This window comes from Streptomyces sp. CA-288835 (assembly GCF_050936385.1).
Lineage (GTDB): Bacteria > Actinomycetota > Actinomycetes > Streptomycetales > Streptomycetaceae > Streptomyces.
In genome coordinates this window covers 4825023-4843768 of sequence record NZ_JBNJMW010000001.1, presented here as the reverse complement: position 1 = coordinate 4843768, position 18746 = coordinate 4825023, and the positions used below count along the sequence as shown (strand labels likewise).

Annotated in this window: 17 protein-coding genes and 2 pseudogenes; 5 read left to right on the top strand and 14 right to left on the bottom strand. The window is 69.4% G+C overall.

Going from position 1 to position 18746, the window contains the following annotated elements:
* Positions 1 to 127: 127 nt before the first annotated feature.
* The 5 genes and pseudogenes from ACQEVY_RS21735 to ACQEVY_RS21715 all read right to left on the bottom strand — a co-directional run.
* Complete coding sequence (locus ACQEVY_RS21735; RefSeq protein WP_328770056.1) at positions 128 to 718, bottom strand: GTP-binding protein; 591 nt, start codon at positions 716 to 718, stop codon at positions 128 to 130.
* A complete protein-coding gene (locus tag ACQEVY_RS21730; RefSeq protein ID WP_432950979.1) occupies positions 699 to 1076 on the bottom strand; it encodes a DUF742 domain-containing protein in 378 nt (125 codons plus the stop codon). Before ACQEVY_RS21730 ends, ACQEVY_RS21735 begins: the two co-directional genes overlap by 20 nt.
* A gap of 17 nt (positions 1077 to 1093) precedes the next feature.
* On the bottom strand, positions 1094 to 1528 hold the full coding sequence (locus ACQEVY_RS21725; RefSeq protein ID WP_432950977.1) for a roadblock/LC7 domain-containing protein: 435 nt from the start codon (positions 1526 to 1528) through the stop codon (positions 1094 to 1096).
* A gap of 2 nt (positions 1529 to 1530) precedes the next feature.
* Complete coding sequence (locus tag ACQEVY_RS21720; RefSeq protein ID WP_432950975.1) at positions 1531 to 3933, bottom strand: nitrate- and nitrite sensing domain-containing protein; 2403 nt, start codon at positions 3931 to 3933, stop codon at positions 1531 to 1533.
* A 387-nt stretch (positions 3934 to 4320) separates the two neighbouring features.
* Positions 4321 to 4529 (bottom strand): annotated as a pseudogene (locus tag ACQEVY_RS21715) (hypothetical protein); the annotation flags it as partial.
* Positions 4530 to 4567: 38 nt separating this feature from the next.
* Here ACQEVY_RS21715 and ACQEVY_RS21710 point away from each other — a divergent pair.
* Positions 4568 to 4882: pseudogene (locus ACQEVY_RS21710) on the top strand (DUF418 domain-containing protein); the annotation flags it as partial.
* Positions 4883 to 5095: 213 nt separating this feature from the next.
* Here ACQEVY_RS21710 and ACQEVY_RS21705 read toward each other — a convergent pair.
* From ACQEVY_RS21705 to ACQEVY_RS21695, 3 genes are all read right to left on the bottom strand, one after another.
* A complete protein-coding gene (locus tag ACQEVY_RS21705) occupies positions 5096 to 6526 on the bottom strand; it encodes a phytoene desaturase family protein (protein WP_432950973.1) in 1431 nt (476 codons plus the stop codon).
* Entirely contained in the window at positions 6523 to 8286 is a 1764-nt protein-coding gene (locus ACQEVY_RS21700) for a DUF3556 domain-containing protein (protein ID WP_432950971.1), read from the bottom strand. The genes ACQEVY_RS21705 and ACQEVY_RS21700 overlap by 4 nt, the downstream gene beginning before the upstream one ends.
* A 118-nt stretch (positions 8287 to 8404) precedes the next feature.
* Complete coding sequence (locus tag ACQEVY_RS21695; RefSeq protein WP_432950970.1) at positions 8405 to 9874, bottom strand: class I adenylate-forming enzyme family protein; 1470 nt, start codon at positions 9872 to 9874, stop codon at positions 8405 to 8407.
* Positions 9875 to 10043: 169 nt separating this feature from the next.
* On the opposite strand from ACQEVY_RS21695, the gene ACQEVY_RS21690 reads away from it, so the two are divergent.
* Positions 10044 to 11312, top strand: coding sequence for a helix-turn-helix domain-containing protein (locus tag ACQEVY_RS21690; RefSeq protein ID WP_432950968.1), 1269 nt, complete (start codon positions 10044 to 10046; stop codon positions 11310 to 11312).
* Positions 11313 to 11810: 498 nt separating this feature from the next.
* On the opposite strand, the gene ACQEVY_RS21685 is transcribed toward ACQEVY_RS21690, so the two are convergent.
* The 6 genes from ACQEVY_RS21685 to ACQEVY_RS21660 all read right to left on the bottom strand — a co-directional run bounded on the left by ACQEVY_RS21685 (position 11811) and on the right by ACQEVY_RS21660 (position 16600).
* Positions 11811 to 12866, bottom strand: coding sequence for a fatty acid desaturase family protein (locus ACQEVY_RS21685; RefSeq protein WP_432950967.1), 1056 nt, complete (start codon positions 12864 to 12866; stop codon positions 11811 to 11813).
* Positions 12867 to 12953: 87 nt separating this feature from the next.
* Entirely contained in the window at positions 12954 to 14048 is a 1095-nt protein-coding gene (locus ACQEVY_RS21680) for a ferredoxin reductase (RefSeq protein ID WP_432950965.1), read from the bottom strand.
* A 296-nt stretch (positions 14049 to 14344) separates the two neighbouring features.
* Positions 14345 to 14956 (bottom strand): GNAT family N-acetyltransferase, encoded by a 612-nt coding sequence (locus ACQEVY_RS21675; protein ID WP_432950963.1) that lies wholly within the window; start codon positions 14954 to 14956, stop codon positions 14345 to 14347.
* Positions 14957 to 15562: 606 nt separating this feature from the next.
* Positions 15563 to 15733, bottom strand: a complete 171-nt coding sequence (locus ACQEVY_RS21670; protein ID WP_432950961.1) for a hypothetical protein — start codon at positions 15731 to 15733, stop codon at positions 15563 to 15565.
* A gap of 43 nt (positions 15734 to 15776) precedes the next feature.
* A complete protein-coding gene (locus ACQEVY_RS21665; protein WP_432950959.1) occupies positions 15777 to 16133 on the bottom strand; it encodes a PRC-barrel domain-containing protein in 357 nt (118 codons plus the stop codon).
* Between the two features lie 194 nt (positions 16134 to 16327).
* Positions 16328 to 16600, bottom strand: coding sequence for a hypothetical protein (locus ACQEVY_RS21660; RefSeq protein ID WP_344391251.1), 273 nt, complete (start codon positions 16598 to 16600; stop codon positions 16328 to 16330).
* 273 nt (positions 16601 to 16873) lie between these two features.
* Between ACQEVY_RS21660 and ACQEVY_RS21655 the strand changes: the two genes are divergently transcribed.
* From ACQEVY_RS21655 to ACQEVY_RS21645, 3 genes are all read left to right on the top strand, one after another.
* Positions 16874 to 17371 (top strand): DUF5994 family protein, encoded by a 498-nt coding sequence (locus ACQEVY_RS21655; protein WP_432950956.1) that lies wholly within the window; start codon positions 16874 to 16876, stop codon positions 17369 to 17371.
* A 225-nt stretch (positions 17372 to 17596) separates the two neighbouring features.
* Positions 17597 to 17797, top strand: a complete 201-nt coding sequence (locus ACQEVY_RS21650) for a hypothetical protein (protein WP_432950954.1) — start codon at positions 17597 to 17599, stop codon at positions 17795 to 17797.
* A 383-nt stretch (positions 17798 to 18180) separates the two neighbouring features.
* Positions 18181 to 18582 carry a DUF5994 family protein gene (locus ACQEVY_RS21645; protein WP_432950952.1) on the top strand — a complete coding sequence of 134 codons (402 nt, stop codon included), beginning with the start codon at positions 18181 to 18183 and terminating at the stop codon, positions 18580 to 18582.
* The last annotated feature ends 164 nt before the right edge of the window (positions 18583 to 18746 follow it).

The following is an 18746-nucleotide window of genomic DNA, read 5'->3' as shown; positions in this document are numbered from 1 at the left end:
GTTCAAGAGCACGGGGAAACTTCAGCCACCCCCTCACCCCGAGGTTCGGACCACTTGATGGCAACCGCGCACGGCCACGCCGCGCCCGAAAAGCCTGAACCCTCAGGCACACAGAGTTCCCGAGACGCTATCGGCCGGTCGCAATCAGGTACTCGACGAGGGACACCAGCAGATCGCGGCCGACCGACTTCTGCCTCATGTCCCCCATCACCAGGGGCACTTCGGGACCCAGGTCCAGCGCTTCACGAACCTCCCGCTCGTCCCGGTCCATCCGGCCGTGGAAGCAGTTGACGCCGACCACGAACGGGATGCCGCGGCTCTCGAAGAAGTCGATGGACGCGAAACTGGACTCCAGTCGCCGGGTGTCGGCCAGGACGACCGCGCCGAGCGCTCCCTGCACCAGGTCGTTCCACATGAACCAGAAGCGCTCCTGGCCGGGCGTGCCGAAGAGGTAGACCACCAGTTGGCTGTTCACCGTGATGCGGCCGAAGTCCATGGCCACGGTGGTGGTGGTCTTGTCCTCGATGCCTCCGACGTCGTCGACGCCCACACTCGCGACGGTCATGTACTCCTCCGTACGCAGCGGAGTCACTTCACTCACCGCCGCGACGAGCGTCGTCTTGCCCACGCCGAAGCCACCGGCCACGAGGATCTTGACCGCCGCGGGCGACGTGACTGCGCGCGCGCCGCCGATCGGGTCAGATTCTACGAAGACCATCCCTCACCGCCCGCAGAAGTGTCATGTTCGATTCGCTTCCTACCGCCATGGCGATCGGTGGTCGGGTTGTCGCCCTGCCGAGTGCGACCAGATCGTCGATCAGGATCTTCGTCACCGCGACGGGCAGGTTCAGTTCGGCGGCGATCTCCGCCACCGCCGAAGGCTGGCGGCACTGCTGGAGTATCGAGCGGTGCTCGGGTTGCAGACCACGGGTGCCGGCCCGGCCCGGCGGCGGTTCGACGGTCGTCACGATGGTGATGAGGGTGAGGTCGTCGCGCGCCGGAGCCGTCCGGCCCTGGGTGATGGTGTACGGCCTGACGAACAGCGATTCCGCGTCGTCGGCGTCCTCGGCCTCCATGTCGTCCATCCAGTGACTCACTCACGTACACCGCCCTCGACGGGTGGTGTACCGACGCGGGCCTCGGCACCCAGACGCTGGCCCACCTGCTGCATCAGGGTGTGCATGGCCACGGCCATGAGCTCGGCATCCACCTCCTGGGAGGCGACGACAGCCAGGTGGGTACCCCTGCCCGCGGCGGATATGAACAGCCAGAGATCGCTCATCTCGACGATCACCTGGAGCACCGGACCACCGCCGAACAGGCTCCCGGCGCCTCGGGCCAGACTCTGCTGGCCGGTGGCCACGGCGGCGAGGCGCTCCGCGTCCCGTCGGGCGATGGTGCGGGACTGGCTGACCACCAGCCCGTCGTCGGACAGCACGATGGCGTGCTGGGTGCCGGGCACCTGTTCGACCAGGCCGTCCAGCAACCAGTCGAGGTCCTGAAGGGTGGCGGTCGTTCGCTGTGTCATGGTCAGTCTTCCGTCGGGGTCCGTCTGCGATACGGGAGGGCTTCGGTGCGGTCGCGTTCCCCGGTGCCGCGCTCCACGGCGCCCGGGTCCGCGCCGCCGTGTGCTCCGGCACTGCTGAACACGGCGCCGGTGTGGTGGGCGTCGCCCCGGGCCCTGCGGGACTGGCGCTGGAAGGCGCCGATCGTCGCCCCGGAACGGGCCGGAGCGGTCGGCCCGTCCGGTGCCTGCGCGCCGGCCGGGTGCGCCCGCACATTCGCGTCGGGGTCCCGCAACTCGTCGGCGAGGCTGGCCATGCGCACCCGCTTGGGCAGTGGCTGCGCCGTCGGGTCGTGGTGCACCGGCGGCACACCGTGGTGCGGCTGCCGCCCGGCGGACGCGTCACCGTGGTGAACCGCGGACCCGGCCCCGGCGCGGGAGAGCGGGGTGAACACGTTGATCACCGGCGTCGTGCCGTGGGCCGGGCCCGGCTCGGCCGTCGTGACTGGATCCGGGGTGGGCCATCCCGGGGCGGCGACCGTCGCCGGCACGGGCTCGGGACCCCCGAAGCCCTCGGCATCCGCGGGGTCCTCGACGACGAAATGGTCGGGGATCAGGGCGACCACCCGGGTGCCGCCGAACGACGAGGGCCGCAGCTCCACCTTGATGCCGAGCGACTGGGCCAGCCGGGATACGACATAGAGGCCGAGCCTGACGTCGTCGGCACGCGACAGGACGTCCAGCCGGGGCGGGTCGGCCATCAGCCGGTTCGCCTCGTCGTACTGCTCGGGCTCCATGCCCACGCCGCGGTCTTCGATCTCCACCGCGAGGCCGCGCCCCACCCGGGCGGCGTACACCTCGACGGGGGTCGGCGGCCTCGAGAACGTCACCGCGTTCTCCATGAGTTCGGCCAGCACATGCACCACCAGTCCGACCGCTCGTTCGGAGAGCCAGACGCGGCCCTCGACCTCGATCTGGATCCTGCGGTAGTCCTGGACTTCGCTCTGTGCGGAGCGGAGCACGTCCAGCAGCAGCACGGGTTTGCGCCAGCGCCGCTGCGGCTGGCCGCCGCCGAGGATCACCAGGTTCTCCTCGTACCGCCGCAGCCGGGCGGTGAGATGGTCCAGGTCGAAGAGGCCCTCCAGGACCTCCGGGTCCTCGTGCCGACGCTCCAGCTCACTGAGCTTCTTCATCTGGAGCCCGATGAGCAGCTGGGTGCGGCGGGCGATGCGCTGGAGGAGTTTCTCGAATCCGCGGAACTGCCCCACCTGCGCCATGGTGGTGTCCAGCGCACTGTGCCGCGCGAGGTTGAGGGCCTGGCCCAGTTGGCCGAGTTCGTCGTGACCGTGCTGGATCTGCGGGAGTTCGGCGTCCGCGTCGACGGCCTCCCCCCTCCGCATGCGCTCGACCACGTCCGGCATCCGGGTCTGCAGGTCGAGGGCTGCCTGCCGGAGGGCGAAGATCCGGCGGCGCAGCATTCGGGTGAGCAGTGCGCTGACGACAATGACCACGACCACCGCCCCCGCGCCCATCGCGCTGGTGAGGACCAGCTTCGTCACCATGGAGTCGAGTTCCCGGTCCGTGGCCGCCGTGAGAGTGGCCGAGTAGGCGCCGTTGAGCTCCTGGAGCGGGCCCATGACCTGTTCGACGCTGCGGCTCCAGGTCTTGCCCAGTTCGGCGGAGAAGGCGTTCGACCCGGACGAGGAGCGGCGCACCACGTCCTGTTCGGCGTCGGTCTTCGCTTTCCACGCACTGCCGGCCATCAGCTGCCGGTACCGCGTCGCCTGGTCGCTGGGGACAAGGGCCTCGACCTTGTTGTCGTAGATGAAGCGTTCGGAGCCGATCCACTCGGCCAACTGCTCGCGTTCGCCGACGGAGAGGCGCCCGGTGACGGTGCCGCGGGTGATGATCGCGCTCTCGCGCGAGATCATCTCCATGCCCCAGACCGAGTCGATGGCCGGCCGGGCGAGGTAGTCGATGTCCGCGATGCCGACATTGCTCAGTACGGTGAACAGCTTGAGGTCGGTGGCGATGAGTCCGGTGTAGTCGTCGAACGTCTGCTGCTGGGAGGCGGTCCGCCGGTCGACGGCGTTCCGGTAGTCGGCCAGCTTGTCCAGGTCCTTGCCCACCTGGACGACGTTGCGGCGGATGTCGTCCGGCGCGTCCCATTCACTGCCGGGGAGCGCCTGGACGGTCTTGACGGCCGTGTCGGTTCGGCCGCGCTGCTTCTGCAACTCCGCCTTGTACGACCGGGAGTCGCCCAGCGCCGCACCGCTGAGCCGCCGTTCCTCCTGGAGGCTGAAGAACGCGGCCATGATGGGCCGCGCGGCCTCGGTGGACGCCTCGTTGCGCTGCCGCTGCTGCTGCCACTCCGTGTACAGCTGCACGGAGGTCGTCGCCCACAGGGCGACCAGAGTCACGCTGGGCACCAGCGCCAGGATGAGCAGGGCCGTGCGAAGTGACGGCTGCCGCCTGGCTCCTCTCTCCGGAGGGCCTTGCTTTTTCGACGCACGTGCATGCACTGCCACGGAAGTTCCCCAGCGCTGCTCTGAGTGACGGACCGCCTACAGTCCGCTCGACGACGCCAGACTCTACCGCGAAACAGTTAGCCAAATATATCTATTTAATTTCGATTGGGCCATGACGAATTGTTGGACCGTGCTCCATAGATGACACATCACCAGCACATCTCAGGACCCGTCCTGCACGAACCTGCGGGACATGGCCGGGTCAGCTATGGCGGGGCCGCAGGCCGTTGTGCCTGCGGCCCCGCTCGGGCGCCTGGGTCAGGACGGGTCGCCGTACTGGAGGCCGCGTCCGTCGGTGCTGGCGTAGAGCGTGCCGTCGGACAGTGAGTAGAAGGTCCTGGCCGAGGAGCGGTCGGCGACGACCACGGCGCCGGTGCCCAGGCCGCTGACCTTCGACCAGCTCGCCCCTTGTCGGTCGAGCGGTACGGGGCCTGACCCTCCTCGGTCCAGACGATGGCGGAGCCGTCCGCCGCGAGCGCGACCTGGCCACTGTCGGCGCTGTCCAGACCGGCCCCCGTCGATCGGCGGGGGCCGGTCTGCCGGGATCGCGATCACCGTGCTCCTGTGCCTGACGGCGGCGATGGACCGACTGCTGTGGCTGCGCCGGCCGGCAACTCCGATCATCGCCGTCGGCACGATGTCCCTGACCCTCTACGTGGCCCGCATCCTGGTCATCCTCGCCCTGCCCGGCAAAGCGGCCACCCCGCCGCAGTCCGCCTCCGCCGCGCTGCTGCTCTGGTTCATCGTCGGGGCCGCCCTGTTCGCGGCGCTCTGGTCTCGCTTCTTCCGCCGCGGACCGCTGGAGTACCTGCTCAACGGCGCCACCAAAGTGGCGAATTGCGTCCGATGAGCCTCGGGCGGGTACCCGGGAAGGTCAGCCCGAGGTCGCAACGACACCCTCAGACAACAGGTCTGACTCGGAGGCGGGCCTACCTCCTCCCGACCGGCGGACGGCCGGGTGCGCGCGGACAGTCATCGGTCCTTTGCCGCAGGGCCGGGCGGGGCAGGCAGACGCGTACATGCTGCGGCTTCTTCACCCCCGGTGCCGCTCCCCGCCTCGGCGTCACGGGTCCCAGGTTTGCCCTTGGAGGTGGCGCAGAGCTCGTGCGGCGGCGTGGGCTCCGCACATTCCGTGTGCGCCGGGGCCGGGTGGGGTGGCCGCGGAGCACAGGTAGTGGCCGGGCAGACCGGTGTCGTACGGGTGCAGGGTGGGCCGCGGGCCGAACAGCAGCTGGGGGATGTCCTTGGCGCCGGTCATGATGTTGCCGCCGACGTAGTTCGGGTTGTACGCGGCGAATCCGGGGGTTGTGCGCACCGCGGTACCGACGATCCGGTCCCGGAACCCCGGGGCGAACCGCTCGATCTGGGCGGTGATCGCTCCTGTGGCGTCGCCGGACCAGTCGGCCGGTACGTGGGCGTAGGTCCACACCGGGTGCACGTCGCCGGCCGACCGCAGGGGATCGGCCAGATACTGCTGGCCGACCAGGACGAACGGCCGCTCGGGCATCCGTCCGGCGTGGATCTCCCGCTCCGTGGCGGCGACCTCGGCGTACGCGCCGCCGACGTGCACCGTGCCGGCCCGCCGCGCCGCTTCGGCGGTCCAGGGCACGCCGCCCTCGACCGCGAAGTCGACCTTGAACGCCCCCGGGCCGTACCGGAACCGCCGGTAGGAACGGGCGACCCGGGGCGGCAGCCGGTCTCCCAGGATGTCGGCCAGTGCGGTGGGTGCCACGTCCCAGAGGGTCACGTCCGTGGGCGGCAGTTCGGAGGCCGACCGGACCCGTACGCCTGTCTCGATCTTTCCGCCGAGGTCGGTCAGCAGCGCGGCCATGGCGTCGGTGATGCGGCGTGATCCGCCGACGGCCACGGCCCAGCCGTGCCGGTGCCCCGCGGTGAGGATACCGAGTCCGATGGCGGCGCTCAGTGGCCGCTCGAGAGGGTGGAAGGCGTGTGCCGCCACCCCGCCCCACAGCGCCCGCGCCTCCTCGGTCGCGAACGCCTTGCCCAGCAGCGACGCGGGGGCCAGCGCGGGGACGCCGAAGCGGGCGAGTCGGACGGGGTGCCGTGGGACGCGGAGCAGCGGGCCGAGGATGTCGGCGCCGAAGGTGTCGTATGCCGCCGACGGGCCGTCGAACAGCCACCGCCAGCGTCGGCCGTCGGCACCGAGACCGGCCGCGGTCTCGGTGACCGAGCGGTGCAGCACCCCTGCCGCGCCGCTGTCCAGTGGATGTACGCAGTCGATCTCCGGCAGCGCCCACCGCAGCCCGTAGCGGTCCAGGCCGAGCCCGCGCAGGAACGGTGAGCCGACGGTCATCGGGTGGACGGCCGAGCAGTGGTCGTGCAGCAGCCCGGGAAGGATCGCCTCACCGGAGCGGGTGCCGCCTCCGATCTCGTCGGCCGCCTCGAGGACGGTGACCTCTACGCCTTCCCGGGCCAGTGCGATGGCGGCGGCCAGCCCGTTGGGGCCGGCACCGACCACGATTGCCTTACTCATGTCGCCAAGCTTTCCACCGTGCCCTGCCCCACCACCGGCGACGACTGCCCGCGGGTCCAGGTCACGTCGAGCGGGATCGGGCCGTTCGGCAGCCACGGCTGCTCCTTGACCGCGTCGGCGACCTTCCACGTACCCCGCTCGATGACCCCGAGCGCGGCGTCGATCACCTGGTAGTGCTGCACCTTGCGGTGAATGGCCTGCGACTCCACCCATACGACGATCCACTCGCCCGGGGCGAACCCGACCCGGGACTGCACGGCGTTGACGAGGTCGATGTTGTGCAGGTGGCCGTCGCCGAAGTTGAACCCGATCAACGAGTTGCACGCGAACTCGGCTTCGCGCACGGTCCGTTGGTCGAGGTCGGGAAGGTTCTTCAGGAGGACGGAGAACAGGCCGCGGCCCTGGCTGTGCATCGAGCGCCAGGCGATCGTCTGCTGCATGGTGATCTCGGCGACCGCCGACGGGTAGCCCATCGCCTGGAGCTGGTCGACCTGGTTGGTGGTCGGGCGGTGCGGCAGCGAGTTCAGCTTCTGCTCCGCGTCCGGCGCGAAGACCCACAGCGCGGAGGCCCAGTTGCCCGCGTACTGGCGCATCGAGGGCAGGAACGACACCAGGTCCGGGCGCAGATTGCCCAGCACGGGAAAGAACAGAAGCGCGGCGGCGATCCCGGCGGTCAGCCACGGCGAGGACATGTCGCCGACGCCGTAGCCGTCCTGGGCCGGAAAGCCGAGGAACAGGAAGACCGACAGGTACGCGAACAGGATGTTCCACTCCAGCGGCACCGCCAGCGGGAACGTCGAGACGATGAAGAGGTGGAAGACGACCATCAACGCCACGCCGGCGACGGTCAGCCAGTGGTTCGTGGAGAAGAGCAGCACCAACGGGGTGACGATCTCGACGGTGGTGCCACCGACGTGCGCCACGAGGGTCGCGGCCTTCGACGGGCGGATGTCACGGGGGAAGTCCCGGTAGTGGAGTCGCTTGATCCGCCTCGACGGGACACAGGGGCTGTTGGAGACCATCGGCGACACCACGTTGGTGAAGTGAAGCCCGAACTTCGACACCCCGGCGCCGATCCACACCACGCAGATCAGCAGCTTCGCCGCGACGATCATGTCGGTGAGGGGCAGGAGGGCGAAGAACACCAGCGCGGGCAGGTACTGCTCGCCCCGGGCGGCCAGGAAGAGCGTCTTGTCCCGCAGGCCGCACGCGACGTACAGCGCGATCGGCGCGATCAGCAGGGCCGGGCGCACCAGTCCGTCGGTGGGCACCGCCACCGCTGTCAACAGGGACGCCAGGAAGGCCAGGTAGAGGACGACATCGGCCACCGTACGGCGCTCGCCGTCGGTGAACGGCACCCGCTTCCAGGGGCGGAGCCGGATGGTGCCGGGCCGGGCCCAGAACAGGATGCCGCCGGTCATCGGCTTGAACTTGCCCGCGATCGGGCCCCAGGAGCCGGCCACGCCCACTGCCTCCAGGAAGACCGTCCAGAGCAGGAGCTTCTGGTAGACGTCCGGCTGGTCCCACCAGTGGGCGACGTCCCAGAACGGTCCGGCGTCCGAGGTCCAGGTCACCAGGGCCGTACCGGCGAGGACGTACAGGAAGAGGACCTTGACCACGTACGTGGTGGGAATCATCTTCGGCGAGCCGAAACCGTACTCCACCCAGTGCAGGGCCAACGTTTTCATACGTTCCTGAAGAGGCTTGTCCAAGAATGTTTGCGGATCGACCGGCGGGAAGTCACCTGTTTTGAACCCCATTGTTCTCGCCTTTCTCGTACCGATTTTCGGGCGTGCTGATCCACACCGGAAATGCGCATGGAAAATGTCCGGCTGATGTGGGGTGGTGATGTGGGGCTGATGTGGGGGTGATTGTGCTTTACGAGCTCACGGTGAATGAGCGCAGTCGGGGTTTGTCGATCTTCCCCACCGGATTCTTCGGCAGCGACTCGGTGACCACGACCGCCACCGGTACCTTGACGCGGGCCAGCGAGCCGCGGCAGTGCTCGACGAGCTCCTCGGCCGTGGCGGCGGCACCCGGCAGCAGCGTGACGTACGCGACCGGCACCTCACCGAGCACCGGTTCGGGCGCGCCGACCACCGCCGCTTCCAGCACCGCCGGGTGGCTGTGCAGGACGTTCTCGATCTCCTTGGGGTAGATGTTCTCTCCGCCTCGGATGATCATGTCCTTGATCCGGTCGACCAGAACGAGATGGCCGTCCGTGTCGAAGCGCCCGACGTCGCCGGTGTGCAGCCAGCCGTCGACGACGGTCCTGGCCGTCTCGTCCGGCAGCCCGAGGTAGCCGCGCATGACGTTCGGGCCACGGACCACCACCTCGCCCACCGACCCGGCGTCGAGGAGATGGCCCTCGGCGTGCATCACGGCCACCGTCTGCCCCGGCAGCGGGAGCCCGACCGTCCCCGGCTTGCGCGGCCCGGCGGGCGGGTTCAGCGTCGACGCGCAGGTGCCCTCGGACAGCCCGTAGCCCTCGATGACCGGCACCCCGAACCGGTTCTCGAACCGGGCGATCAGCTCGGCGGGCATCGGCGCGGCCCCGCAGATGGCCCGGCGCAGCGACGAGGTGTCCGGGCGTACGTCGTCCGGCAGCGAGACGAGCATGGCGTAGATCGCCGGTACGGCCGAGAAGTACGTCGGCCGCGCGGCCTCGACCGAGGCGAAGAAGGCCGACGCCCGGAAGCGCCCCGTGATCGTCGCCCGCCCACCGGCCAGCAAGGGCGACAGCACGCTCACCACGATCCCGTTGACGTGGAACAACGGCAGAACCAGCAGGCTGTGATCGGTCTCGTCCAGACCGATGCCGTCGACGATCATCCGGCACATCGCGGCGATGTTGGCGTGGTCGAGCATGACGCCCTTCGGGCGGCCGGTGGTCCCGCTTGTGTAGATGATCAGGGCGAGGGCGTCGGATGCCGGGAAGACGGCGTCGGATGCGGGGGAGACGGCGTCCGGGGACCGGTCAGCGGGAGCGTCGGCGAACGCGGCCACGTCCAGGGTTCCCATGCCCCGGGCGTCAGTGATCACCGCCTTGGCTCCGGAATCCTCGATCTGATGGCGGGCCTCGGCATCGGTCAGCCCGGGATTCACCGGCGTGACCGCGGCGCCCAGCCGCCATGCAGCGAACATGATGACGACGAGTTCCAGACGATTCGGAAGAGCCACCGCGATCACATCGCCGATACCGATTCCGTGCGTGCGGAGAACACTCGCCGCGGACCGGACCCGTTTCAGAAAAGCGTCATTGTCCAGCTGCTCGCGATCATCCGCGATGCAGGGTCCGGTGGGATTCCGGTCGGCCCGGACGTCCGGCAATTCGGCAATGTGCTGCACGATTTCCTCACCATTGAGTCGCGCCGTGACGAAGGTAATAGACCAACGCAATAACTGAAAGGTAGGCAGGGAATACGCGTCTGGCCATGGGCTTGCGTCCCAGCCCGGACCCGCCTTTTTGTGCCGCCGTCACAAAGCGGGAGGCGGACGTCTCGGGTACGGTCCGGCCATGAGCGCCGCCAGTGTCAACGTCGACGTGATCGTGCGGGACGTCGCCAGGCGCACCCAGGCCGATCTCGAGAACCTCACCGCCGAGATGACCTCGATGTTCGTCGACGTCATCCCCGAGTTCCGCCACGACGACGCCGTACGGCGGCTGATGGTCGCCAGCACCGCGTCGAACCTGGCGGCGATCGTCGACATGCTGGCGCTGAACATCTCCCTCGACGACATCACCGTCCCACCGGCCGCTGCGGAGTACGCCCGCCGCTTCGCCCAGCACGGCCTGTCACTGGAGGCACTCCTGCGCGCCTACCGCCTCGGCGAGCACATGCTCGTCCAGCGGGCCATGACCAACCTTGGCGGTCTCGATCTGCCCACCGACGCCGCCCTGGCCACGACCAGCCAGATCGCGCGACTGACGAACAGGTACATCGACCAGGTCATCGAGGGCATCATCGACATCTACGAGGACGAGCGCAGCCGGTGGGACGCCCGTTCAGACGCGGCCCGCGCCGCCCAGGTCCGCGCGGTGCTCGACACCGAGGGGCTCGACCTCGCGTCGGCCGAGAAGATGCTGTCGACGTCCCTGCGCGGCTGGCATCTCGCCGCGATCATCTGGACGCAGCCCGGTTCACCCGACCCGGACGCGGCCCAACTGCGCGCCGGCGCAGCCATGTTGTCCACGGCCACCGGCAAGGCTCCACTGACGATCTCGGCGGACGAACGAACGCACTGGGCCTGGATCTCATCCACCGCCAAACCAACCCTGGACGTACTCCTCCTCCAACACGAACTCGACAAGCACCCGGCACTCCGGATCGCCGTTGGCGACGACCCGTCCCCCGGGCTCGACGGCTTCCGACAGACCTTCCGGGACGCGCAGCGCGCCCGCACGGTCGCCGTCACCGCGGCCGACCCGCACCGCGCGCTCGTCCTCCACTCCCAGGTCGCACTCGCCGGCCTCCTCGTCGATCACGTCGCCGACGTCAAGGCATGGGCCGGACGCGTCCTCGGCGGCCTCATGCGCGACGACGACGCCACGCTCCGCCTGCGCGAGACCGTGCAGGTGTTCCTGGAGGCCCAGGGCAGCTTTACCGACGCCGCCGCACGCATGCACGTCCACAAGAACACCGTCCATTACCGCGTACGCAAGGCCGAGGAGATACTCGGCCACCCACTCACCGCGAACCGACTGGACATCGAGGTTGCCCTACTGGCCTGCGCACAGCTCGGACTCGGAGGAGCAGACACAGGCATCCCGGCACGCGAGAACTGATCACGACGGACAGCAAAAAGGCCCGGGTCGCTGACCTGGGCCTTGATCGTGGAGCGGGTGACGAGAATCGAACTCGCGCTCTCAGCTTGGGAAGCTACGGCGCTTTCGGTATTACATGGCCTCTGACCTGGGCTGATATGGCCCAGTGGCAGCCCCTGGGTGTGCGGAATCGCACCGCTGTTGACCGTGGTTGTCCGCTCTTACGGGCACGCTGTGGGCACGGCACTGGACCAAATGGTCTGGGAGGGGCTGTCGGATGACGGGTTGCGCCCTCGCCGCCAGCGGGGTGGCTGCGCTGCTCGGTCGAGGAGAAGCAGCGGCGGACACATCGGCGACGTGACGAGCGGCCTCCAGCGTCGCCGCGACGATACGGACCTCGGCGCGGTCCGCGGAGGGCAAGGGCTCGTGATTCATGGCCCGGCGCAGGCTGGACGGGCTGCAGGACTGCCACCGTGACCGTCAGCTACGTGCGTCGGCGAACCGGCTGGTATAGGGGTGTTACGGGAGCGCCATGTACCAGATACGCGCCCAGGTGGAGGCGTACTGCCGCAGCAGCGGGCCAGTGGTATAGGGGATGCCGTACTTCTCGCACAGCTTGCGCACCCGGGGCGCGATCTCGGCGTAGCGGTTGCTGGGCAGGTCGGGGAAGAGATGGTGCTCGATCTGGTGGCTGAGGTTGCCGGTGAGGACGTGCAGGAGAGGGCCGCCGTCGATGTTCGCCGAGCCGAGTGCCTGCCGTACGTACCACTCGCCGCGCGACTCGCCCTCGATCTCGTCCTCGGTGAAGGATTCCGCGCCGGCGGGGAAGTGGCCGCAGAAGATGACGGTGTGCGCCCAGATGTTGCGGGTGAGGTTGGCGGTGAGGTTGCCGAGCAGGCAGGGCAGGGCGCACGGGCCGGCCAGCAGCGGGAAGAGGACGTAGTCCTTGGTGAACTGCCCTGCGGCCTTGCGGGCCATCCCGGCGAGGTCGCCCAGGAACGCGCGCACGGACTTGCGACCCTGGACGACGGCCTCGGGCTCCAGGTCGTACAGCGCGATGGCCCACTCGAAGAGCGGTGCCAGCAGCGGCCCGCCGTAGAGGGGCTGGAGGAGATGGACGGGGCGCCAGGGCTGGTCCTCGCTCATCCGCATGGCCACGTAGCCGAGGTCGCGGTCGCGGCCCACCACGTTGGTCCAGGTGTGGTGCAGGTCGTTGTGGGTGTGCTTCCAGGCGGCGGCCGGGGTGGGGAAGTCCCATTCCCAGGTGGTGGAGTGGATGGCCGGGTCACGCATCCAGTCCCACTGGCCGTGCAGGATGTTGTGGCCCAGCTCCATGTTCTCCAGGATCTTGGCGGTGGTGAGCATCGCCGTCCCGGCCATCCAGGCGGGCGGCAGCAGGGAAACCGCCAGTGAGGCCCGGCCGCCGGCTTCCAGGGCGCGGTGCACGGTGATGAGGGTACGGATGTAGCGGGCGTCCTCGGCGCCGCGCTCGGCCAGCACCTCGGCGCGGATGCGGTCCAGTTCCTGCCCGAAGGCGTCGGCTTCGGACGGCGCAAGAGCAAGCACAGCGGCCACTGGTTCTCCCTTCCCAAAGGCTCGAGGCCCGACAGGCATCGAGGCTCGGCAGATGGTCTTTACAGGTCGATGTGCGCGGGTGGGTCTCTACAGGTCGATGTGCACGGGGCCGCAGGCGGCCGACACGCAGGTCTGGATCACATCGCCCGGCTCGCCGTGTACGTCGCCGGTTCGCAGGTCGCGGACCCGGCCGGCGGACAGCGGGCTGAGGCAGCTGCGGCAGATGCCTATACGGCAGCCGCTGGGCATGACGACACCCGCCGCCTCACCGGCATTCAGCAGGGAGGTGGCCGGTCCGGCGTCCGCCTCGATACCGCTGCGGGTGAAGCGCACCCGCCCGCCGTGCCCGCCCGATCCCCTGCCGGGCACGGCCGGTGACGGCGGCCGGAACCGTTCCAGGTGGAGCCGGTGCCAGGCATCCGCGTCGCGCCAGGCCCGTTCGGCGAACGCGAGCAGCCCTTCCGGCCCGCAGGCCCAGCTCTCGCGCTCCCGCCAGTCGGGGCACAGCGCCTCCAGACGAGCCAGGTCCAGCCGTCCCTCCCCACGGGTGTGGTGCTCGTACAGCCGAAGCCAGTGCTCGCGGGCGGCCATCGCCCGCAGCTCACCGCCGAAGACCACCCGGTCGGCATCCGGCGCGCTGTGCACCACCACGGTGTCCGGGCGGCGGCCCGAACACCGTGCGAGCGCGCGCAGCATGGCCACCGCAGGAGTGATGCCGATGCCGCCGGTCAGGAACAGCAGGCGCGGAGGCGGCGGGCCGGGCAGCACGAAATCCCCCTGGACAGGACCGAGGCGCAGTCTCTCCCCGAGCCGGACCCGGCGGGCCAGGTGCGGGGACACCCGCCCGTCCGGGACTGTCCGCACGGTGATCGCGAAACGTTTGGAGCCGTCCGGCGGGGTCGTGATCGAGTACGTCCGCCAGTGCTGTGCACCGTCGATGTCCACTCCCACCGGCACGTACTGCCCGGCCGCGCGATGCCCCGACCAGCCGCGCCCCGCCCGCACCACGAGCGTCGTCGCGTCCGCCGTCTCCGCCCGTACCAGCTCCACCCGGCCCGTCGGCCACCTGGCCGACCACAGGGGATTGACGACGGCCAGAAAGTCGTCAGGCAGCAATGGGGTGGTCAGCTGCCCGGCGCCCTGCCAGAGGGGTCGCGCCAGGTGTCGGAGCACACCGACCATTCCGCCTCTCCGTTCCTCGTCACTCTCCGACCACCTACGCTCACGCAGCCGTGGACGACCGGCAAGCCGGGTTGCTCCGTCCCTGACGGGCATGACACTGGCGCGAGCCGGCGGCTGATCCCGCGCTCTGCGCGGCGGCCCGGCGGCCACTCGACATCGAACCCGAGGGCGCGGGCGATTCCGTCCGCCCAGCCCTGGCCGAGGCGCCGGCCGAGCAAGCCGTACGGACATCGACCGCTCGCCTCGGTGAGGAGTGCTGCTGGGGTGGGGCCTCGCCTCCCGGGATGGCCGCAGGATCATCGCAGCGGCCTGCGGATCCACACCTCCCGGGCAGCCGTCTCCGGGTCGGCACCGGCACCGGCACCGTAATCCGAACCGGAACCAACGTCTGAAGCGATTCGAGGGCCGAGTTCGCCGAGTTTCGACCAGCCCCAGGCGCGCAAGGTCTCCTCCGCCGCGGTCTTGCGGCCGCCTTCGCCTGGCCGGTCCACGGCCGCGATGACCAGATCGGCGTCGAGGCGGGCCAGCAACCGCTCGCCGAGGCGGGTCGCGATGCCGCGGCGTCGTTGGGACGGCAGCACCATCAGTTCGGCCAGCAGGAAGGTCCGGCCCGCGGCCGTGAGTTCCTCGATCTCCGTCGGCAGCTCGTCCCGGAAGCCAGACCACCACTCGCCGGTACGAGCCACGCGGAACCCGTAGGCGCAGCCGACCAAGCCCGCCGCGTCGGCGACCACCATGTCGAAGTCGGTCCGCTGCACATGCTGCTCGAACCGGTTCAGAAAGCTCTGGCGGTCACGGTATTCGGCACCCGCGGCACCGCGGTACGCCGTGACGTGGAGGTCCGCGACGACGTCCCGCTGCTGCTCGGCCTGCCACCGGGACAGTCTGCGCAAGTACACGTCTGTCATACGAGCCTCTCCCGGCCGTGGGACGAACATCCCCGGATTCGGCATGGTGACAGCAGGAGCCGACGAGGTAAACCGGGCGTCAGGACAGGGGGTCGACCGAGTGTCGGGGTCAGGAGTGTGACGCCTGCCGCTTACGCTTTGGCGCTGTTGCCGCAGACGGCTCGGCAGGGCACCGCCCTCGTACTCCCACCCTTCTTCACAGCTCCGTTCGTACGCGTCGTCGTGCTCGGCGGCGGTCCGGTGGTCCTCGGCGGCCATGAGAGCGCTCGCGGTGATGCGGTGCCGCGGGTCGGTGGCCGCAGCCATGAGCCGGGGGCCGAGGCGGCTCGGTGGCCGGCGGGATCACCAGGAGGTCCCGGTGACCGACGCCGTAGGAGAACAGCCGGATCTTGACCGGGTCCAGTCCGTCACGAACCAGGCGGCCTTCACCGTGTGAGCCGGCCCGGTGTCGTGAATCGCCGAGAACGACACAGGCATCAAGGCCGGTGTACGAAGTGCTCCCAGTAAGTTGAGGCTGCTCCTGGCCAGTGTCCGACGGACCGTTGCGAGGACACCGGCTACCGCCGCGAGGACACCTGCCGAAGAGCTCAGGCACCGCCGTCGTCGTCAGCGGAGGGGACGCCGCCCGGCGCGCCGGGACCCTCGCACTACGACGAAGGCCAGCGCGACCACGAAGAGCGCGATGCCGATGAGCAGCAGATAGCCCAGGCCCTTCGCCACCGAGCCGATGATTCCCAGCGCGACGGCCACAAGGACGAGCAGCAGGAAGAGCGCCATCACCCGAACCACCTCCTCGTACTGCGTGCTACGTGTTGGACGGTCAGCGGCGTGCGAGCTTGCGTTCGCCGCCGGCGCCTGGCTGGTACGCCATGCCGTAATGCCGGAAGATCGCTTCTTCCTGCTCGGCGGGCAGTACGTCGTCCGTCCCGATCGATGGGGCGTTCCGTACCTGTCCCTTGGTGTAGGAGACCTTGACGTAGTCCGGCCCGAGGACTGCCTCGTCGAGGGGGACGAAGACCAGCCGCTGGCGGGTCGGAAGCCCGGTCCTGACGGTGGCCACGGCCGGTTCGTCGGTGGTCGTGTCCACGTAGATGGCTTCGAGCATGCCGATCTTGTGCTGCTTCGGGTCGACCACGTCATGGTTGCGCCACTCGCGGATGTCGGCTGAACGGATCATGTCCTGCTCCCTGCCTGAGCGCCACCGGTTGTGCAACGGCCCCGGCGTATACACACCGGGGCCGCCCTTCCGGGCCATTGCACGTGAGAGTGCGCCGACCCATTTGTCATCGTATGACCGAAACACCCTTCTGGCATAGACGGTTTCGGGCAATACGGCCCCTGGCTCCGGTGTCCTGAAGTGGCACTGTCGCGTCAGTCGCGCTCCTCCTCATCGGCTTCCATGAGCCGAATCCCTTGATGCGTCAGCGTGACCATCGCGGGTGCATTTCCCCGCGTCCAGTCGGCCGTGATAAGCCCTTCGCCCACCAAATATGTGCAGGCCGCGGCCAGATCCTGCTCGGGGATCCCCAAGTCGTCACGCAGCTTCGCCCCGGTGACGCCGAGGAGGCGATTGCCTTCCGTGGCCTCGTACAGGGTTTTCATGATCGCTTCGCGGTAGTGCTTCCGCTCGTGCAGTGTTGCCATGATTGCCGCTACTCGCGCCGAGCACCGACGAAAAGTCAGCTGGGGTACGAGGAATTCCTGGTGTTCACTGTACTCCGGGCCGGGCCCCGAGCGCCTGCGTTGACCAGCGGTTTTCTCGGGTAGCGGAGCATTGGGCGGCAGCGTCTGGGTGAGCCTCGTCGTGGCCGGTGCGGAGTATCGTGGACGCAGGAAGCGTCTCTGCTTCCCCGGCGGCGACGCGGACATCGCCCCAGGCGGTCGGCGAACCGCCGAACCCGCAGGCAGGCGATGACGATGCCCGACCCCGATCTCTCACGTGAGGCGAAACTCCTGCCGGACGCGATCCACCAGGCCGTCCGGCCCGGGACAGCCATCCTGCGGCTGCAGACGACACACGAACGTACGGGAATTCTCGACGGTGCGTGGTGGCCACGGTCCCGCGACATCGGCGCCGAGCTACCCGGCCTGATCGCCGCGCTGACCGAACACCTCGGGCCTGTCACGCGCGTCGGCCTGGACTCCAGTGCCTGGGAAGAACTGCCGACGCGGTTGATCATCGACGACCGTGTCGTGCACATCGACTCCTCTCCGGTCGGCGACGACACCGTCCTCATCAGCCGGGGCGATCAAGATCTCTTCTCCCTGCTCGTGGTACCGCCGCACGCGACACCCGACGCGGCGCGCGACGCGATGGCCAGGGCCGTCCGCGCCGACAACCTCACACAGGCGGCGCAGATCCTCATCGACACCGGTACCGGTCGAGTGCTTCCGATCGCCACGGAAGCCTCGTAGCCCGGCCAGGATCACCACGACCCGCGTGCCGTGTGCGGCGTGCGGCGCCCGGTGATGCGGTGCGAGACGCCCGGCGATCGGCCGCGCGAGCCGGGTCCGCCTCCTTTCGCGGCAGGCAGGAGTACGGTGGAGCAAGCGAGGCCCCTTCGTATGCCGGTGCCATGCCGGTTTCGGCCTCGCGGTTCCACGACAGCGGGTGCTCGCGCTCGAGGCAGGTTCCGCCCCATGACCGCCGAAGCCCCTCCGTTGCCCGACGGGCCGTCGGCCGAGGTCCGATTCGTCTCCCCGTACCCGGAAGTGACACGACAAGTCGCCGACGCGCTCCGCTGGTTCTTCGCCTTCGACGAAGACAGCAGCTACCGGGCGGGCCCCAAAGCCACGGACCTGCGCCTGCCCCTGGCTCCCTCGTACTCCTCGCGCTCGTGATCATCTCGATCCTCGCGCCGATTGCGGCCCGTATCGATACCAGCAGGCGGCCGACGGGCCGTACGTATCCGAACGAGAACACCTGACCGGCCCTCCGCATCACACCACCCGTCCACACATGAGCGGCCCCGGGACCCCGGCCGCGCCACCCGCACCGAGGTCAAGGAGCTCCGCATGTCGCTCAGTTCCGCCAAGTCCATGGCCGAACCCCCTTCAGCGGGCGTCCCGTCGAACGCCGTCCAGCCGCCGTCATCCGCCTCCTCGAACGCCTCGGCTGGGTGACGACGTGCGCTGGCCGGCACCGGACCGCGTCGCCGCCCGCCGCGTGTGGACCCGGCCTTCCCCTTTTCTCGCGTTTCTCATGGCAGTTGACAGGAGCCTTCATGACGACCGCACTGCAGCCCCCGCTTCCCTCGTCCCCCCTCCTCCGTCTGCGTCTCGCACCCCGCGCCGGCATACCGCGCCGCATCGACGGAGTGTGGTGGCCTCGCTCGTACGACCTGCTGGTGGAACTCCCGCGGTTGCTCGCCGGGTTGCCGCAGGCCTGGGGACACATCAGCAGTGTCACGGTCAACGGGGCGACGTGGTCCGTGACCCCCGGCCGGATGCTCGCCTTCAACCAAATCGTGCGCCTGCGCAGGTCCACGACTATGTCCGCCCCGGACACGGTCTGCCTCCTGGCCCCCAGCCGGGGGCGCTGGGACCTGCTGGTCGTACCGCCCGACACCCCGCCCGATACGGCCGAGCCGCTCATGGCCGCTGCCGTGGGCGACGACCCCATCTGATCGTGAGCGGTGCGCGGGGAGTGCCGTCCGTATGGCGAAGCTGCGCGATGGGCCTCGCCCACCTGGCCAGCTGTGGTTGCCTGAGACAGCACCGGCCGCCGCTGGTCATCCTTGCCGCGACGGAGCACCATACGGCAGCTTCACCCGCCAGGGTCGTCCCAAGA

Coding starts and splice junctions, on each gene's coding strand:
- ACQEVY_RS21735 (WP_328770056.1), bottom strand. CDS start 718: ATGGTCTTCGTAGAATCTGACCCGATCGGCGGCGCGCGCGCAGTCACG.
- ACQEVY_RS21730 (WP_432950979.1), bottom strand. CDS start 1,076: ATGGAGGCCGAGGACGCCGACGACGCGGAATCGCTGTTCGTCAGGCCG.
- ACQEVY_RS21725 (WP_432950977.1), bottom strand. CDS start 1,528: ATGACACAGCGAACGACCGCCACCCTTCAGGACCTCGACTGGTTGCTG.
- ACQEVY_RS21705 (WP_432950973.1), bottom strand. CDS start 6,526: ATGAGTAAGGCAATCGTGGTCGGTGCCGGCCCCAACGGGCTGGCCGCC.
- ACQEVY_RS21700 (WP_432950971.1), bottom strand. CDS start 8,286: ATGGGGTTCAAAACAGGTGACTTCCCGCCGGTCGATCCGCAAACATTC.
- ACQEVY_RS21690 (WP_432950968.1), top strand. CDS start 10,044: ATGAGCGCCGCCAGTGTCAACGTCGACGTGATCGTGCGGGACGTCGCC.
- ACQEVY_RS21680 (WP_432950965.1), bottom strand. CDS start 14,048: ATGGTCGGTGTGCTCCGACACCTGGCGCGACCCCTCTGGCAGGGCGCC.
- ACQEVY_RS21675 (WP_432950963.1), bottom strand. CDS start 14,956: ATGACAGACGTGTACTTGCGCAGACTGTCCCGGTGGCAGGCCGAGCAG.
- ACQEVY_RS21670 (WP_432950961.1), bottom strand. CDS start 15,733: ATGGCGCTCTTCCTGCTGCTCGTCCTTGTGGCCGTCGCGCTGGGAATC.
- ACQEVY_RS21665 (WP_432950959.1), bottom strand. CDS start 16,133: ATGATCCGTTCAGCCGACATCCGCGAGTGGCGCAACCATGACGTGGTC.
- ACQEVY_RS21660 (WP_344391251.1), bottom strand. CDS start 16,600: ATGGCAACACTGCACGAGCGGAAGCACTACCGCGAAGCGATCATGAAA.
- ACQEVY_RS21655 (WP_432950956.1), top strand. CDS start 16,874: ATGCCCGACCCCGATCTCTCACGTGAGGCGAAACTCCTGCCGGACGCG.
- ACQEVY_RS21650 (WP_432950954.1), top strand. CDS start 17,597: ATGACCGCCGAAGCCCCTCCGTTGCCCGACGGGCCGTCGGCCGAGGTC.
- ACQEVY_RS21645 (WP_432950952.1), top strand. CDS start 18,181: ATGACGACCGCACTGCAGCCCCCGCTTCCCTCGTCCCCCCTCCTCCGT.